Here is a 16,141-nt window from a genome sequence, read left to right as displayed (position 1 = left end):
GGCGTGACAGATGCAGGTGATCGACAATATCAAGGCGGCGCTCGAACAGCGGATCCAGTCGCGGCCGTGGCTGGATCACCTCTTCCGCGCGGGCGGAAATTATCAGCGGCAACGCGGTGATTACTACGCGGCCGGGATCACGTATTTCACGGTGCTGTCGCTGTTTCCGCTGTTGATGGTCGCCTTCGCGATCGCGGGCTCCGTGCTGTCGGGCGACCCGGAAATGCTCACCGAACTGCGGAACAAGATCATCGAGAACATTCCGGGATCACTCGGCGGCCAGCTCAACGATCTGATCGATCAGGCGGTCCGATCGCGCGGCACGGTCGGCACGCTCGGTCTGCTGGTCGGTGTCTACACCGGACTCGGCTGGATGGCGAATCTGAGGGCGGCGCTGACCGAACAGTGGGAACAGAAGACCCCGGAAGGCAATTGGTTCCTCAGCAAGCTCTCCGACCTGGGGGCGCTGATCGGTCTCGGTCTGGCCTTCGTGGTCTCGATCGGCCTGTCCACGCTGGCGTCGAGCACCCTCGGCGCGCGGCTGCTGATCACGTTCCGCCTGTCGGAGTTGCCGGGCGCGCGCCTGATGCTGGTGCTCATTTCGATACTGCTCGGCTTCCTCGCTTCGTGGGCGGTGTTCGTCTGGATGATCGCGCGCCTGCCCCGCGAGCCGGTCACCCTGCGCAGCGCCGCACGAGCGGCCGCGATTGCCGCGGTGGTCTTCGAGATCTTCAAATACGTCGCGTCGTTCTACCTGCAGATGGTGCTGCACAGCCCCGCAGGCGCGGTATTCGGATCGATCATCGGCCTGATGGTGTTCAGCTACACCACCTATCGCATCCTGTTGTTCGCAACCGCTTGGGCCGCAACGGCATCGGAGAACGAGCCCGAAGCCGAAATCCCCCCACCCGCCCCCGCCGTGATCAAGCCCCGCATGGGCACCCCCGGCCCCTCGATGGGCACTGGCGCGGCCTACTTCGGCGCGGGCGCCCTTGCGGCACTGGTCCTTTCAGGCCTGCGCCGCCGCTGACCCACAGGCTGAGCGCTGTCCGCCACACTGAGTGCCCCAAGGCTCGCTTTGCCTCGAGAATGTACTGGTAGCGCGGTGCTCTCGACGTTTGCCGCCGCCAGCACATAGTGATCACCCGTCCAGCGACCAGCCTTCCTCGCAATATGCCGGAGGTCCTGTGCAAGATGGCTAGCGCTAAATCAGTGCGCGGCCGATATCGGGGTGCGGGGCGGGGTTTCGATGGAGCGCACCTGCTGGATGTTCAAACGTGAAGCAATGGCGAGGATTTGGACGGTTGTCGCGCCGCCGCCACTGATGTCGGCGAATTCGAACTGGATGGCGTCGGGGTAGCCCTGCTGGTTCTCGAGGGACCATATCCATCGGACGGCGCGGCCGACGGCGTCGAGCCAGGGGGCCAGCGCCGCCGCGTCCACGGTCTGCACTCCGCTGTCGCCGATGGCCGGGGTGTCGACCAGTCGCACGGTGTCATCATCTTCGTGGACGAGCACGGACCATCGGCCGTGCTCGAATTCGAGGTCGATGCGCAGGATGTCGCGGGGCAGATCCGCGTCGAAATAGTAAGTGACGTCGTGAAGTCGGCCACCCTGTTCCGTGATCGCGGATCCTACTTCCGACATGGACCGACTTTCTTATACTTGTTGCCGTACTTTTGCGCGGCCTGTCGAGTGGGTCGCGGCTCTGGTGGGTGTCCCCTGCGTGGTATTCCTTACAATATGCTGGCGGTCTTCAGTTCTGCTATCAGAGACCATATTTCGTCGTCCGGCGGAAAATGGATATCCGGATCGTCCCGTTGCATCACCCGATCAATCACTGCGCGGAGGCGAATAACCGACCTCGGGTTGGCGGTACAATCGCGTCGAGGGATCTTCAACGCTGCCACTAAAAGGTCGCCGGGATAGTAGTCACCTTCAGCCAACGGGGTCCGCTCGAGCACATCGAGTGCTCGCGGTAGGAGAACGGATGTTCCTCCATGCTGTCCCAGCATGATGCGAAGATCTTCGGCAGTGAAGAAGCCAATCGGTTTCCGGCGCAATGCATTTACCGTCTTCATCAGCCGCATCGCTTCGGACGGCGGTCCGGCCAGGCGATGCCGTCCACCCGCTCTAGGTTCAGTCATTGATATCGTCGGATTCGTAATTGATGCGCAGGTCGGGTGGTCGGGGCGGCCATTCCGGTGTAGTGACTTTCCGTCCCGTCCACGGATCGATTCTGAGCACCGGATACTCCGTTTGGATCGACATACCCTCACGAGTCCACAGCACAGAGGATTCGGAGTAAACCGCTGCCGGTGATGTCGCCGGTCGATCGGCGAGAAGCAAGAGCCATCCGTTCCGAAGGGCAATCCTGGCGCCGCCGGATTTGAAGAAAACTGGTGAGAGTATTTCGGATTCAAGAATTCTTACTGCCTCCGCTCTGGGCCAATGTGGTAATTCGTGACGGTCAGGTGAGTTCTCCTTGCTGGTTCGTAGTGATAATTCGGCGTCATATCCGATGACTACTTTGAAGCCTGTGTCGAGGTTGAGATCAACCTGGCTCGGGTACCAATCGATAGTGACGATGCGGCTTCGCCTCAGCGGCAGGATAATCCATCTATCCTCGTGTTCTATGATTTCTCGCTGCATTCCTTCGCCTCCCGTCAGTGTTCCAGTGCATCATGGATATTTCCAATGCTGTCCTCGGAAGGGCTGCCGTCTGGCTTCTGTACGTGAACCTCACCGGTATCGAGATCGATGATTACGTCAGGGTTTCGATTGTTTCCGTCGCCGCGCCAAGCGCCTTGCGCTTTGATCTTATGGATGGCATCCTTCACTTCCTTCGGTGAAACCCCGTACTCGCTGGCGATTTTATTCACCTTCGAGGTGTATGAGTTCGTGGTAAAAGAACCACCTGCGGTATTGTGCCCGTTGATGTCGTCCGAGTCTGGATCATCGATGGTCGCCTTCATGCCGATGATGGCGGCGAGACCGGCGATGGCTTTGTCGAGGTCGATGGCGGGGAGGGCGTGGAAGGCGTCGATGGTGCCGATGGCGCCGGCGGCGAGGCTGGCGAGGCCGATGACTCGGACCATTTGGCTGGCGCGGTAGGAGGATTGGATCGCGTTGATGGTGAGGACGACGTCGGCGTCGATGGCCGCGGCCGCGGCGACGGCGGAGGAGCCAAGGCTGAACAGGAACGCGACTCCGGCGGTGATGGCGATCAGGCTGATGGATAGTTCCAGTGCGTTGATCGCGCTAGCGTTGTCGTTGCCGAGGGCGACTGTCGCGTCGCGATAGTCCTTGACCGGTGCGGCCATGTTCTGGGACGCGGTAGCGACGGTGTCGGCGCCGGTTTTCAGGGTGGTGAAGTGGTCCTGGAGTAGTTGGCGGTTGGTGGGGTCGTCCATGCCGTCGAACAAGGCCGAGATGGCGGAGATGCGGGCGGCGGCGCCGGTGATGGTGTCGTGGTTGGCGAAGGTGTTCCAGGTGGTGTGGGCTTTGTCGAGTTTGGTGTGGTCGCCGTTGGGGAGTTTGCCGAAGGCGGCTAGGACTTTGGCGATCAGTTTGTCCAGGAACTCTTTCAGTCCGCCGTGGTCGGTGAAGCCGATCCCGTTGTCGGCCACCGACGATGGGATGCTGACCTGGTACTGGCCGACCTGGCTGACAACAGGACGGTCTGGCAGCGGGTTGCAGTTGTTGCTGACGGCGTAGTGGTAGCCGTTGGCGTACAGCACGGCGCCGTAGTTGGTGAGGGCGTTGGCAAGGCTGGAGCAGGCCTGCATTGTCTGCTGGGCGGCTTTGTCGTAGGCCTCCCCCCACTGTTTGCAGCCGGGGGCGTCACCGGCCATCCCGACGCATTCACCTTTGACCGAATCGTGGACCGGTTTGTCGGCCTTGCGGAGATCGTCGGCGAGGTCGTGGCATTTCTTGGCGGCGTCGTAGTAGGTCTGCCAGTCGACGATCATGCCTGCCCCGACTGCAGCATGCGTCGGTTGACGTCGATGGCGCGGGTGTAGCGGCCGTGCGCTTTCTGTGCGGCGTCGCTCACGGCGGCGACGCCTTCGGCGAATTCCCGTGCGGCCGCGAGCCATTGGCTGTGGGCGTCGGCATAAGCGCTGGCTGCGGCGGATTCCCAGCTGCCGCTGTGCAGTGCCGCGACCTTGTGGTCGAGTTCGTCGAGGTGATCGTGCAAGAACCCGGCCAGGCCGTTGAGGCGCGACACGATCTGGTCGAGTTGATCGAGATCGACACTGAATTGGGAGCTCATGGCAGATCCAAGCTGGAGATACCGGACGCGTTGCCGGTATCGGTGCTCTTGTAGTTGGCTGCGGTGACGCCCAGCTTCTCCGCGAGCGAAGTCAACGCTTGCATGAGCTGTGTGCCGCCGTCACGGGTTTCGGTCCACCCGGTGGAGAACTCGTCGGCCGCGTCGCCGGTCCAGTCGGAAGTGAGTAGGGTCTCGACCTCGCGGGCAGCGGAATCGAGGGCCTGTTTCATGGTGTCGGCGATGTTGTAGACGTACTGGCCGATCGTCTGCACATCACCGGGTACGACTGTCAGATTCTGGCCAGATCCGGACGGCCCCCCGCTATCTCCCATGTAGACGAAGATAACGGCGCGCTACCCCAGGCGTCCACAAGCTTGTGCGATCTGCCGCTTGTTTGGCAGGCGTTCTCCCATGTTCGATTAGTCCTCGACGACGTTCAATGACACTGCAAACTGCCGGTACCCGAGTCCGCTCGTGCAGGGCCAGCAAAGTTGGTAGGGAAGAGTAAAGCCAGGCCGGATCTGTCGGCGGTCGATCTTGCCACGAGTTGCCGCCCGCTCCCAGGCTCGCTGTCCGTCGAGAGTGCGTTGCGTGAGGGGCGCTCTCGGCATCTGCCGCCACCAGCGCATGGTGATCATCCGTCCAGCACGCGTTGTGTGCCGCAGAAGCCCGTCGGTGATTGATTCAACCGGCGAACCGGGCAACCCCTGTCAGGGATCGGGCACCCCATACGCTGGGTGCGTGGCTGAAGTACGGGGTGCCCGGATCCACTTTCGGTATCGCCGGTCGGTGGTAGGCGGTCAGGGCGGGGCTGTCAGCGGTCGAAGTCGCCGCGGGTTGTTGCGGCGGTGAAGGCTGACCATTCGGCTGGGGTGAATACGAGCGCGGGGCCGGATGGGTTCTTCGAATGACGAACGCCAACAGGGCAGTTCGGGAGGAGGGCGACTTCGACGTAGTTCGCATTGGCGCCGCTGTGACTGCTCTTGAACCGCTTCGCGTGCGAGCGGTTCGCTATGAGGTGCCCCTATGGGATCAGCGGTCGAAGTCGCCGCGGGTTGTTGCGGCGGTGAAGGCTGACCGTTCGGCTGGGGTGAATACCAGTGTGGGGCCGGATGGGTTCTTCGAGTCACGAACGCCGACAAGGCAGTTGGGGACGAAGGCGATTTCGAGGCAGTTCGAGTGGGCACCGCTGTGGCTGCTCTTGAACCACTTTGCGTCCGAGTGGTTCGTCATGAGGTGCCCCTCAGGGTTCAGCGGTCGAAGTCGCCGCGGGTTGTTGCGGCGGTGAAGGCTGACCATTCGGCTGGGGTGAACACTAGTGCGGGGCCGGATGGGTTCTTCGAATCGCGAACGCCGACAAGGGTGTTCGGGAGGAACGCGACTTCGACGCAGTTCGAGCTGCCACCGCTCCGGCTGCTCTTGAACCAGTCGGCACCGGCCAGATCGATGTTCACGCGTACTCCTTCGCCACCCGTCTGAGCAGAGCACGGCTGGCGTCGGCGTCCATCGCACTGCGCCGCAGGCTCTCGTACGCCTCATGGTACCGCCGGATGGTAGCCGGTTTCGCAAGATACAAATCCCCCGCGAAATTCTCGGTGAAGACCACCGGCGGCTCGAGCACTTGGCCATGTCTGTCCGTGCCGAACTCCAGGATGACGAACGGGCCGACGGCGTCCCCGAGCGGAAATCCAGCGCTGAACGGGAGAATCCGAAGGCTGATGTTGGGTCGAGTGCCTATATCGCACAGGTACTTCAGTTGGGTCGCCATGACCTTCGGCCCGCCGACCATCCCACGCAGGACCGACTCGCGCAGGACCACTTCGAGCGTCGCGGGTTGATGCTTGCGGGTGATTCTCAGCTGCCGCCGCATCCGCAACTGCACCCGACGCACGTGCTCCTCGGCACTGTCGTCCGGATAGACGGATCGGATGAGAACACTGGCGTACGCCGGTGTCTGCAACAATCCCGGCACCAGTTCGGATTCATAAGTGGTCAACCGCTGCGCCGATGCCTCCAACCCCACGAAGAAGTCGAAGTTCCCCGGCATCAGGTCACCGTACTCGCGCCACCAACTCTCCTCACTGCCTTGTGCTGCAAGCACTTTCATGGCCGCAGTGTGATCGGGGTCGAAGCCGTAGATCGTGCACAGCGCCGCCAGGTCCACCTCGCGCAGTTGCGCCACGGTGCCCTTCTCGATGCGCTGCAACGTGCTACCACTGCGTTCGATCAACGCCGCCGCCTGCGCCAGCGTGAATCCACACCCCTCCCTGCCGTCCCGCAGGTACTTCCCCAGCTGCCGCCGTGCCAGCGTCGATCCATCCTCCGACATGCCCCGCCTCCCATCAGGTTTCACTGTTCGCAACAGCAGAGCACACCGCCATCCCATGTGGAGGCCACATCGTGAATGATCATGCAATCAGGGCATAACCCCAGGAAGGATTGCATTTGGTGACGCTTTCGCGAATCAGATCAACGGCGGCGTATTCCTGTCCGGCGGGTCCGCTCGACCTGGCATGAGCCCCGCACCGCACCCTGCTCGGTATGAGTGCCCGCGCCGGGTGCGGCAGGAGTGGCCTGAACCCGCAGGATCGAAACCAATCGAGAATATCTTTGCGTCTCAACGGAACCGATTGACCGTTTCACGCGTCCAGTACAGTAAGCGGGCGAACAGCGAGGGAGGGATAGCCGATGGAAGTGGGGCAATCGGCCGCAAATGCGCTGTATCGGCAAGCCACTGGGGGAACATTTCGGATGGAGGCTGACGCCGCACGGCGGTGCGCTGAGGTCTATACAAGGTTCGTCGAAACCACACTGGAACCACAGATCAAGCGATCGGCCAACCTGCAACGGCTGACCGGCTTCGGCGGGTTCGATTCCGCCAAGCAGCTTCAGGATGGATTTTCCGGCAAAGCAGTACAGATGACCGATGCTCTCACGGGAATGAAAGAGGCGGCATTGAAGATGGCGGCGGCCTACCTGCGAGCCGGTCAGTTGGTGGAGGAAGCCGACGCCATGTACGCGAGATCGATCACCACCGGTACTTCAGGAGTGCAGTCGTCATGATCGGAATCCGCAAAACCTTACTGGCGCTATTGGCGATGACCGTCGCACCACTCGCCGCGAGCTGCTCATCCAACAGCGACACCACGCAACCAGTTGACTCCGGTCAAACCACCACGTCATCCACGGGCACACAATCAGTCCGGCCGACGCTCACTAACCCCAAGCTCCAGCCGCCGTCGCAGGACAACAAATACACCACCAGCACTGGACGCCCCAAGGTGGTCTTCGACCCGTGCACCTGGATCAGCGACGACACATTCCGGCGAGCGGGATTCGATCCAGCTACTCGACAGCGACTGGACGACCTCGTGGCGGAGTACAGCTTCCTGACCTGCACTATCTCCTCCCCGACGCGAAATCTGGCTTTGAATTCCGGAAACGCGACCTGGGAGGAAGACCTGGCGAAGGTCGGCTCCTACAGCGAGCCGATAACTGTAAACGGTCGCCAAGCCCTGTTGGTTCGTGATCCCCAAGTGCGTCGCGGCTGCCAGGTCGATGTCCGAACCAAGGTCGGGTTCTTGCAGATGGCGGTCGATCTGACTGATCGCGCCCCACAAACCCTGAACCCTTGCGACGGCATCACCGATATCGCCTCCACCATCGAACCGGAGATCGGCAAGGACAACTGACGATGACCGGCCTCGACATCAACGATGTTCCCTCGGCGCTCGGTGCATTCGATTCGAGCCGCAAGCCCGACACCACCCAGCCGAGCACGCTTGCGCGCAGTCAGCAGCAGGGGGCGGAGCAGTACGGGACGAAACTTGCCGCAGACGGCCAAGATCCGGCATACATCACTCGGATGGAGCAGTTCGAGGGCCATACCCACGAGGAGATCTACACCAACGCCCAGCAGATGAGTCCGGGCATCATGCATCACCAGGCCGATACCTGGATCAGCATCGCCACCGCGCTGAGCGGTGGGCTGTTCGGCGCGAATCTCGCGATTCAGAAGGCATTGTCCTCGGGCATCGAGGGTGCCATGGCCGATGCGGCTCTTGCTGCGGCGCAGACGTTCTATCGGCAGGCCAGTGATGTCGAGCAGGTGATCAATGCCTGCGGGCACCGGATAAAGGGCGTGGCGTCAGCCGCCGAAGTGGTGAAGATGACGGTGCCGCCACCGTCCGCGGCGCAGGGGAGCAGGGGTTCGGCGACCTCGCTGGACCCCGCGCAGGTCATTATTTCCGCGGTCGGCGCGGGACTGGTCGGGGACGGTGACAGCCAAGAGGTCGCCTATCAGCGCGGCATCGAGGCGCTGCATCGCACAGCGATCGACACCATGAACAACAACTACAAACCATCCTACGGTCCCGCCGGGGCAGGAGTCCCGACATTCGTACCGGTCACATCGCCGGGCGGCGGGGGCAGCGAGGGCGTTACCGGGCCGGGCGGCGGCAGCGGGGGCGGCAATGGCGGCGGCACCACCGGATCCGGCACCGGAAACACCGGCGGTAACAACGGCGAGTCGAATGGATCGGGGACCGATCAGGGCACGGTGAACCCCACGGGTCTCGACTCGAATTCCACTGCCGGACAACAGACCCAGTCCCCGACGACCGCCGCGAGCACCACCGCCACCTCGCCCGCTGCGGCGACCACCACCCAGACGACCTCGGGACATCCAGGCGGATTCGGCGCATCCGGATCGGGCGGTACATCCGGATCGGGCGGTACATCCGGGCCCGGCAGCAGCACCACACCGAGTCCAGGTCGCAGTGTCACCGGTGTGCCGACGACCGGGAACTCCAGCGCGGCAACGGTTTCCACTGCCAAGGCCAGCACGGCCAGCAGTGGCCGCAACGGTATGTCGGGCATGTCGCCCGGCGCGGGACGCAAATCGGGGGAGGACGAGTCGAACCGCAAGGTCCCCGACTACCTGATCGGCCAGTACGAAGAACTGGTCGGCCCGGACGATCCCGCGGTTCCCACGGCGATCGGGGCCGACGCGCCTTCGGCGCACCCGAGCGGTGAGCGCGGGTGAAGTTCGAGTTCACGCCCGATGAGTTCATGCACATCTGGCGCGAGACGCGGTCGGATCGCTACCCCTTTCCCTTGCGCCTGATCGCCTCGGTGCGCTGGGAGGACGAATTCGACCAGCTCACCCGCGAATTGGACCGTCGCATGCCGCTGCACGCCAACCCGGACCTCTCGGCTGCCTTGCGGGTGGCAGCCGATCCGCGAATCGCATTGACGCTCACCGGAGCTCGGCGACGCCCGCTCCGCGCATTCGGCGCGATCGACGCCGACATCGGCGTCACCCTGGTGCAACGGCCGGGCCCCACCCCCGATTTCGGCGGCAATGTAGTGCTCGAGGTCGGCACCGCCGCGATCGTGCCCGCCGTATTCACAGCAGTGCTCGGTGACGTGCCGCCCGGACGTCATCCGGCCGTGGCCGAAGATGCCCAACGCCTGGTCGACAACCTCGAGTCCTGGACCGGCCTCAAAGAAACAACGTCCGACCGGATCTACCGCCTGCTACGCGCCCCGCGCTCCGGTTCCGGAACCGTGGAATTCCTTCGCGGCCTACGCGATTCCCATCCCGCCCCACCCGAATACCTGAACTGGTTCGACATCGACGGCGACGGCCGCTACCACTACCGCCACCAATACAACGAATTCCACATCACCCCCTGCGACCAGCCCACAATCCGCCGCGAAATCACCCGCCTGGCGCAACCCATACCCTGATCCGCCGCTCGGGTACCGAGAGTCGGCCCGTTCGACTGCCAGATCGCTGGATGACCAGTCGGCGCGGAACACCACGCATGTCAGGACGGCCTGGCTCGAGCCCACGACTCGAGCGAAGCGGCGGAAAGGTCGACTGCGGGTCTACACGATGTCGGACGCGGTCGTCCCCGACGGGGCTGAGACGGTCGATTGTTATGGCGTGTCAGGCTCTTTGTCGAGCGAAGGACGACAGCGCGGGTCTTGTTATATCGCCGCACGGAAGCGGGGGTGAGCTTGCACGAATGCGAACCTTTCGTCATAGATGGGGCGGTACGTCACCCGCTGGGAACTCTTGCCGAACAGGTGCATGACCACCACCAGCCCCAGCGGAATCGAACCCGGGAACAGTGCGAGCACCAGCGGGATGAGCAGGGAATCGACATCCGCCACACTGACTATCACCACAGCGACGAGATTGGCGGCCATCAGCCACATCAGCGAGCGGGCGGCCCAGCGGTATTGCCGGGCGGTGCGGACGCATCGGTCACAGACGGGCCACTCGCCGACGAGGATCGTCGAAACAGGGGCGACCGGCACCACGCCTCCGGTGAACAAGTTCTTGCCGAGGTCTCGTTCTCTGGCTGTGCGATGAAACCGCGGATGTAGATCCGTGTCGTAGAAGCGGGCCCGCACGCGGCTTCGCGACACCGCCGGACGACCGTGCACGGGACACAAGTCGGGCAGAGGTCGCGCAATTTCCAGTTCGAGTGGTTCGACGCGTAGCCGCCGGGGCCTTTTCCGCCAGAGCGAATCGGTATTCGGCAAAGCGTCCTGACACCGACGCAGCCGGATCGTCACGTCGTCCTCGTGCGTGTACGGCCGCTGATACACCAGCGGAGTCGCGGGTAGTGGGTTCGCCTCGAAGCCGTCACCACTATTGGGGCGGTAGCAGTCCCCGGCCAGGCGAGGTCGCCTCACTCGAGCCATCCGCGTTGATTGCGGTCCTGGAAGTACAGGGAGTTGCGCCCCGGGGCCGGATTCCGTTGCCAGGGTGAACTTCTCGGGGCAATGGGAGTAGCGGCCGTCGGCAGTAGCGCATGGAAGCAGTGGATTTCGGCGCGGAGCCGCACCACCTCGAGCGCCATCCCGCCGAGTCGACAGTCCACCCTGCCATCGCCGTCACCCCCCCTCGTGAATCGCAGTAAGAATACTTTCACGCCGAGCATCCGGCCCCAGGATCCGGGCACCTGACTGATCGGTAAGGCGGGCGAGACCCATCACCTGCGGCGCACCGGGTGGCCGAGAACTGCTGCGACGCTAGGGCAGTACGAAATCCACTAAGACACCAGAGGCTGGTGGAGCGCATGCTGCGCGATCTGCCATCGGCGGCGCGCATCGCCGCGGCGACCGTCGCGGGCTTCGTCGACTACGCCGAACCCATCGGCGAGCACCCGGCCCTGGCGCAGACACGGGCCGAACACGCCGCTGAACTCGCTGAGACCGGCAACGCCGTAGTCTGCCCGCCGGGCCGCAACGGCCCCTCGCTGGTCCGATTCGTGCCGCAAATCGCCAGTCCTCACAAACACCCCCGCTGCGTTGTTGGCGGGGTTCTCTCGCAATTGCCGCCACCAGCGCATAGTGATCACCCGTCCAGCTATCGGTGCTCCAGGATTGACTGGAAATTTGGTGACGGGTGGGTGCCTGGATCGGTGTCAGCGTGTGTGGTGCGGAAAGTGGTGTGGCGGCTGGTTGTCGTTCGGCCGGTAGTTCTGCGGCGGAATGTAATTCGGCACGGGCGCCGGTCCGGGAGCGGGTTGGGCCGGATAGCTGTTGGCGGCGGGATTCGGCAGATACTGTTGGGCGCCTGGCGGATACGGGTGCTGCTGTAAGCCGTGCGGCTGGTGGGTGCCGGGCGGGATGGTCGGTGTCGGGCCGTGGGCTGGGTAGGTAGCAGGCGGGTATGGCTGCACCAAAGGAATGCCGGAGTCGGGGGCGGCGATCGGAAAGGATTCGACCGGAGCCCGCCGGATCTCGGGCGACAATGCCCGCACATCGCGGCGCTGCACGGTGACTCGGGCGGGTTCGTGGAGGTCGTAGTCCGGTAGGTCGTTGTCGTCGAAGAAGCAGAAGGCGGTGGCGAATCCGCGCCAGAAGTAGCCGCGGACCAGGTTGCCGAAGGTCGGCCAGCGGCCGTCCTCTCCCCGGATGACCACCAAGCCGAGCAGCGCTTTGCCGATGGTGGCGTGGATGATGCGCTGCACGATGACCGTGTGTACGAACGACAACGCCGCATAGGTCACCAAGAAGACGAGGACGACCCACCCCAGCCCCGAGACGGTGGTGTTCGCTACCGCGCCCGCCAATCCGGCATGTAGCGCGATATCGAAGAACGCCGCCGTATTGCCGCGCAGTTCGCGCGGCGAAGGGTAGCGGGGATCATTCTTGTCGCTGTGGTACTGCGGCGCGCGTGGCGGGGCCTCCGGAAAGTCGTTGACTCGCTGTACCCCTCGACCGGCGATCCCCATATCGACGATCTTGGCATACCTCTGCCGCGAAGCAACTGGTCTATCGACGGCGGCTCATGCGGCGGGCTCCGAGGAGAAGTGCGAGCACCAGGATGACGCCGCCTATCAGCAATAGCGTGCGGGTGCCCGAGTGGTTGTCGGATTCATCGGTGGGCTGGGCTTCGTGGTCGGTGTCTTTCGGGGGTGGGGAGGCAAGTCCCGCAGTGCCTTTCGTGGATGCGGACCCGGTTTCCGGGAGCTTGCCGACGGTGGAGTTCTTCGGCAGCGCGAAACCGTAGTCGAGCAGGCGCGCGGCCTGTTCCCACGGACGTATCGGCAGCACATCGGCTTTCAGCAGCGTCACGACGAGTCTGCGGCCGTCGCGCTGGGCGGCGGCGACGAAGGTCTGCCTGGCGTCGTCGGTGTAGCCGGTCTTGCCGCCGAGCGCACCGTCGTAGTCGTAGAGCAGGTGGTTGTCGTTGGCGATGGGGAAACCCGGATGGTCTTTGTCGTCAGGGTTTTTCGGGTCCTTGGGGTAGCCGGGAAAATCGATTTGCTCGGTGTGGATGAATTCGGCGAACAAAGGAATTGTCATGGCCTCGCGGAACAGCACCGACAGGTCGTAGGCCGAGGTGCTCATGCCGGGGCCGTCCAGGCCGGACGGGCTGGCGGTGCGAGTATCCAAGGCGTACAACGACTTTGCCAGATCGTTCATCTTCCGCACCGTAGCGGCGTCGCCGCCGAGCTGGGTGGCGATGGCATGTGCGGCATCGTTGCCCGACGCCATGATCAGCGCCTGCATGAGCTGTCGGTTGGTGTAGCGGCCGCCGGGACCGATGCCGACGCGGGTGCCGTCGGCATTCGCGTCGTCCTGGGTTCCGGTGACGGTCTTGTTCAGGTCGAGGCTGCGCAGCGCGACGGTCGCGAGCAGCACCTTGATCGTGCTGGCGGGCCGGTAGCGCCCGTGCGGGTCCTTGGCGGCGAGCACCTCGCCGGTATCGAGGTCCGAAATCTGCCAGGCCGTGGCGGAAATCTCCTGCGGCACCGGCGGTGCGCCGCGCGGGATGACGACACCGCATTCACCCAGGCGTGAGCCGCCGACCGGCGGAATCGGCACGGCCAGCGGGGTCGGCAACGGCTGTCCGGGTTCGGGGACCTCGGATTCGTCGATCGGGTTGGGCGGCTTCGTCTTCTGCGGGCAGCTGTCGGTATTCGGGGTGCTGAACGGCGTCGTCGTGGTGGTCGTCGGCGTCGCGTGCGAAACGGTCGCGGCAGGGCCCCAGGTCACGGCCGTTATGGCCAGTGCAGAACCGAGGCAGAGTGCGACGAGGAGGCGAAGGTCCCGGGTGCTCATCGGCTGCGAGCCTACTGACCGGTCGCGCGGCGGGCCGTCATCAGACACGAATGCGCCAGGTATTGACAGGAGCTACCAAATGAAAGCTACTATCAAATAGTTGTAACTATCATTTTCTGGAGGGGTTATGCAGACAGACTCGACTCGCCGCTGGTTGGCGCTGGGGGCGCTGGCCTTGGCAATGCTGACCATCGGCCTGGATATGACCGTGCTGACCGTCGCGCTGCCCACGCTCGCCGTCGACTTGAACGCGAACACCGGCGCGCTGCAGTGGTTCAGCACCGCGTACACACTGGCGCTCGCGGCCGTGATGCTGCCCGCGGGCGCGCTCGGCGACCGCTACGGCCGCAAAAAGCTGCTGCTCGGCGCGCTGGTGCTGTTCGGAGCGGCCTCGCTGGCCTGCGCCTTCGCCACCACCGCCGGTCAACTCATCGCGGCCCGCGTGGTACTCGGCATCGCGGCGGCGGTGATGATCCCGCTGTCGATGGCGGTGCTGCCGGTGCTGTTCCCGGATTCGGCGCAGCGGGCCAAGGCTATGAACATCTGGATCACCTCGACCGCACTCGGCCTGCCGCTCGGTCCGATCCTCGGCGGCTGGCTGATCGATAACTTCTGGTGGGGTTCGGTATTCCTGATCAATGTCCCGATGGTGGTGCTCGGCGTGCTGGCCATCGCGGTCCTGGTGCCGGAGTCGCGGAACCCGGATCTGCGGCCGATGGATCTGCCGGGCGTCGCGCTGTCGATTCTCGGCATGGTCGGCGTCACTTATGGATTCATCCGGCTCGGTGACAAGGGTTGGGGCGATGGGCTCGGTTGGGGTGCGCTGCTCGGTGGCGTCGCGGCTGTCGCGGTATTCATCGCGTGGCAGCGGCGCGCGAGTTTCCCGCTGGTCGATCTGGGCCTGTTCGGCAGCCCCGGCTTCCGCTGGGGCGCGGCGTTCACCGTGATCATCACGTTCGGCTTGTTCGGCCTGTTCTTCACGGTGCCGCAGTACTTCCAGGCGGTCCTCGGCGCGGATGCGCTCGGCAGCGGCGTGCGCCTGCTGCCGTTGATCGGCGGACTGCTGATCGGATCGCGGCTGGGCGATCGGTTGCAGCCGAAACTGGGACCGGCGCTGATGGTGGGACTCGGCCTGACGGTGCTTGCGGTCGGCATGGGCTTGGGCGGGCTGACCGAAGTGGAGACCTCGTACTGGTTCGTGGCCGTATGGGTGGGGTTGACCGGCGCGGGCATGGGCCTCGGGCTGCCGGCCGGCATGGCGGTCGCGTTGGACAATCTCGAGGTGGCTCGTGCGGGCGTCGGCTCGGCACTGGTGCAGGCGCTGCGTCAGGCGGCGGGCACCATCGCGGTGGCGGTGCTCGGCACAGTCCTGGCTACCGTGTACCGCGGCGATCTCGGCGCGTTGAATGTCGATCCGATTCGCGACAGCGTGAATGCCGGTGTGGCAGTTGCGAAGTCGACCGGCAATGCGGCCATGCTGGAGCAGGTGCAGTCCGCGTTCGTCGGTGGGATGAGCGCGATGCTGTGGGTGTGTGCGGCTCTCTGTGCGGTGGCGGTGCCGCTCGCACTGCGGGTGCTGCCGGGGCGGTCCACGGCCGCACCGCAACACGAGGATGCGATACCGGACGCGCTGGTGCCGGTCGATGGGCCAGAATCGACACATGTCGGTTGAGCTGCCCGCGGACGGGACGGCCGCGCAGAGCCTGCGCGAGCGGAAGAAGGAACGGACCCGCCGGACGATTCGCGAAGAAGCGTTCCGGCTGTTCCGTGAGCAGGGCTATACCGAGACCACCATCGAGCAGATCGCCGCGGCGGCCGAGGTATCACCCAGCACCTTCTTCCGCTATTTCCCGACCAAGGAACAGCTGGTGCTCGCCGACGATCTCGATCCACTGATGATCGATGCGATACGGGCCCAGCCGCACGACATCCCGCCGATGACGGCGTTCCGCAATGCGGTCGCGGGGGTGTTCGCGAATCTGCCCGCAGCCGAGCTGGCGTTCGAACAGGAACGTCAGGCGCTGCTGTATCACGTGCCCGAGCTGCGCGCGGCCATCGGATTGGAACTGCAACGCGGCATCGACCTGATGGCGGGCCTGCTCGCCGACCAGATGGGCCGGGATGCGGACGATTTCGAGATACGCGTGACCGCAGGTGCCATCGCGGGAGTCGCGCTCGGCATCGCGAGGTTCAACCCGCTGAATGCCGAGAACCTCAGTCGCGCACTGGATTTCCTGGAGGCGGGGTTACCGCTCGGCAAGCAGTAGTGCTGCCGAGCGG

General features: G+C 64.2%; 20 protein-coding genes. 7 read left to right on the top strand and 13 right to left on the bottom strand.

Going from position 1 to position 16,141, the window contains the following annotated elements:
* Positions 1-10: 10 nt before the first annotated feature.
* Positions 11-1,030 (top strand): inner membrane protein YhjD, encoded by a 1,020-nt coding sequence (gene yhjD, locus ACZ60G_RS24065; RefSeq protein ID WP_465812427.1) that lies wholly within the window; start codon positions 11-13, stop codon positions 1,028-1,030.
* 179 nt (positions 1,031-1,209) lie between these two features.
* On the opposite strand, the gene ACZ60G_RS24060 is transcribed toward yhjD, so the two are convergent.
* The 10 genes from ACZ60G_RS24060 to ACZ60G_RS24015 all read right to left on the bottom strand — a co-directional run bounded on the left by ACZ60G_RS24060 (position 1,210) and on the right by ACZ60G_RS24015 (position 6,602).
* Positions 1,210-1,647 (bottom strand): DUF6334 family protein, encoded by a 438-nt coding sequence (locus ACZ60G_RS24060; RefSeq protein ID WP_465812425.1) that lies wholly within the window; start codon positions 1,645-1,647, stop codon positions 1,210-1,212.
* An 89-nt stretch (positions 1,648-1,736) separates the two neighbouring features.
* Positions 1,737-2,147: a contact-dependent growth inhibition system immunity protein gene (locus tag ACZ60G_RS24055; RefSeq protein ID WP_465812424.1), complete on the bottom strand. Its 411-nt coding sequence runs from the start codon at positions 2,145-2,147 to the stop codon at positions 1,737-1,739.
* On the bottom strand, positions 2,140-2,652 hold the full coding sequence (locus ACZ60G_RS24050; RefSeq protein ID WP_465812422.1) for a hypothetical protein: 513 nt from the start codon (positions 2,650-2,652) through the stop codon (positions 2,140-2,142). The genes ACZ60G_RS24055 and ACZ60G_RS24050 overlap by 8 nt, the downstream gene beginning before the upstream one ends.
* A gap of 14 nt (positions 2,653-2,666) precedes the next feature.
* Positions 2,667-3,971 carry a hypothetical protein gene (locus ACZ60G_RS24045; RefSeq protein WP_465812421.1) on the bottom strand — a complete coding sequence of 435 codons (1,305 nt, stop codon included), beginning with the start codon at positions 3,969-3,971 and terminating at the stop codon, positions 2,667-2,669.
* On the bottom strand, positions 3,968-4,273 hold the full coding sequence (locus ACZ60G_RS24040) for a WXG100 family type VII secretion target (protein ID WP_465812419.1): 306 nt from the start codon (positions 4,271-4,273) through the stop codon (positions 3,968-3,970). The genes ACZ60G_RS24045 and ACZ60G_RS24040 overlap by 4 nt, the downstream gene beginning before the upstream one ends.
* Positions 4,270-4,605 carry a WXG100 family type VII secretion target gene (locus tag ACZ60G_RS24035; protein WP_465812417.1) on the bottom strand — a complete coding sequence of 112 codons (336 nt, stop codon included), beginning with the start codon at positions 4,603-4,605 and terminating at the stop codon, positions 4,270-4,272. Before ACZ60G_RS24035 ends, ACZ60G_RS24040 begins: the two co-directional genes overlap by 4 nt.
* Positions 4,606-5,087: 482 nt before the next feature.
* The gene (locus tag ACZ60G_RS24030) at positions 5,088-5,288 is read right to left on the bottom strand and encodes a DUF397 domain-containing protein (RefSeq protein ID WP_465812563.1); all 201 of its coding nucleotides are present in this window, start codon (positions 5,286-5,288) and stop codon (positions 5,088-5,090) included.
* 17 nt (positions 5,289-5,305) lie between these two features.
* The gene (locus ACZ60G_RS24025; protein ID WP_465812415.1) at positions 5,306-5,506 is read right to left on the bottom strand and encodes a DUF397 domain-containing protein; all 201 of its coding nucleotides are present in this window, start codon (positions 5,504-5,506) and stop codon (positions 5,306-5,308) included.
* A gap of 17 nt (positions 5,507-5,523) precedes the next feature.
* Positions 5,524-5,727 (bottom strand): DUF397 domain-containing protein, encoded by a 204-nt coding sequence (locus ACZ60G_RS24020; RefSeq protein ID WP_465812413.1) that lies wholly within the window; start codon positions 5,725-5,727, stop codon positions 5,524-5,526.
* Positions 5,724-6,602 carry a helix-turn-helix domain-containing protein gene (locus ACZ60G_RS24015; protein WP_465812411.1) on the bottom strand — a complete coding sequence of 293 codons (879 nt, stop codon included), beginning with the start codon at positions 6,600-6,602 and terminating at the stop codon, positions 5,724-5,726. The genes ACZ60G_RS24020 and ACZ60G_RS24015 overlap by 4 nt, the downstream gene beginning before the upstream one ends.
* A gap of 359 nt (positions 6,603-6,961) precedes the next feature.
* Between ACZ60G_RS24015 and ACZ60G_RS24010 the strand changes: the two genes are divergently transcribed.
* From ACZ60G_RS24010 to ACZ60G_RS23995, 4 genes are read left to right on the top strand one after another with little or no spacing between them, the layout of a single operon-like run.
* On the top strand, positions 6,962-7,336 hold the full coding sequence (locus tag ACZ60G_RS24010) for a hypothetical protein (protein ID WP_465812409.1): 375 nt from the start codon (positions 6,962-6,964) through the stop codon (positions 7,334-7,336).
* Positions 7,333-7,965 carry a DUF3558 domain-containing protein gene (locus tag ACZ60G_RS24005; RefSeq protein WP_465812407.1) on the top strand — a complete coding sequence of 211 codons (633 nt, stop codon included), beginning with the start codon at positions 7,333-7,335 and terminating at the stop codon, positions 7,963-7,965. The genes ACZ60G_RS24010 and ACZ60G_RS24005 overlap by 4 nt, the downstream gene beginning before the upstream one ends.
* A gap of 2 nt (positions 7,966-7,967) precedes the next feature.
* Positions 7,968-9,317, top strand: coding sequence for a hypothetical protein (locus ACZ60G_RS24000; protein WP_465812406.1), 1,350 nt, complete (start codon positions 7,968-7,970; stop codon positions 9,315-9,317).
* Positions 9,314-10,024: an ESX secretion-associated protein EspG gene (locus tag ACZ60G_RS23995; RefSeq protein WP_465812404.1), complete on the top strand. Its 711-nt coding sequence runs from the start codon at positions 9,314-9,316 to the stop codon at positions 10,022-10,024. Before ACZ60G_RS24000 ends, ACZ60G_RS23995 begins: the two co-directional genes overlap by 4 nt.
* A 243-nt stretch (positions 10,025-10,267) precedes the next feature.
* On the opposite strand, the gene ACZ60G_RS23990 is transcribed toward ACZ60G_RS23995, so the two are convergent.
* From ACZ60G_RS23990 to ACZ60G_RS23980, 3 genes are all read right to left on the bottom strand, one after another.
* Positions 10,268-10,981, bottom strand: a complete 714-nt coding sequence (locus tag ACZ60G_RS23990) for a hypothetical protein (RefSeq protein WP_465812402.1) — start codon at positions 10,979-10,981, stop codon at positions 10,268-10,270.
* Positions 10,982-11,715: 734 nt separating this feature from the next.
* The gene (locus tag ACZ60G_RS23985) at positions 11,716-12,528 is read right to left on the bottom strand and encodes an RDD family protein (RefSeq protein WP_465812400.1); all 813 of its coding nucleotides are present in this window, start codon (positions 12,526-12,528) and stop codon (positions 11,716-11,718) included.
* 40 nt (positions 12,529-12,568) lie between these two features.
* On the bottom strand, positions 12,569-13,861 hold the full coding sequence (locus tag ACZ60G_RS23980) for a D-alanyl-D-alanine carboxypeptidase family protein (RefSeq protein ID WP_465812398.1): 1,293 nt from the start codon (positions 13,859-13,861) through the stop codon (positions 12,569-12,571).
* A gap of 127 nt (positions 13,862-13,988) precedes the next feature.
* Between ACZ60G_RS23980 and ACZ60G_RS23975 the strand changes: the two genes are divergently transcribed.
* Together ACZ60G_RS23975 and ACZ60G_RS23970 are read left to right on the top strand one after the other, a co-directional pair.
* On the top strand, positions 13,989-15,533 hold the full coding sequence (locus ACZ60G_RS23975; protein WP_465812396.1) for an MFS transporter: 1,545 nt from the start codon (positions 13,989-13,991) through the stop codon (positions 15,531-15,533).
* A complete protein-coding gene (locus ACZ60G_RS23970; protein WP_465812394.1) occupies positions 15,523-16,128 on the top strand; it encodes an acyl-CoA-like ligand-binding transcription factor in 606 nt (201 codons plus the stop codon). The genes ACZ60G_RS23975 and ACZ60G_RS23970 overlap by 11 nt, the downstream gene beginning before the upstream one ends.
* Positions 16,129-16,141: the final 13 nt, after the last annotated feature.

Source organism: Nocardia sp. NPDC102475 (assembly GCF_055584605.1).
This window is presented reverse-complemented; position numbering and strand designations above follow the sequence as displayed.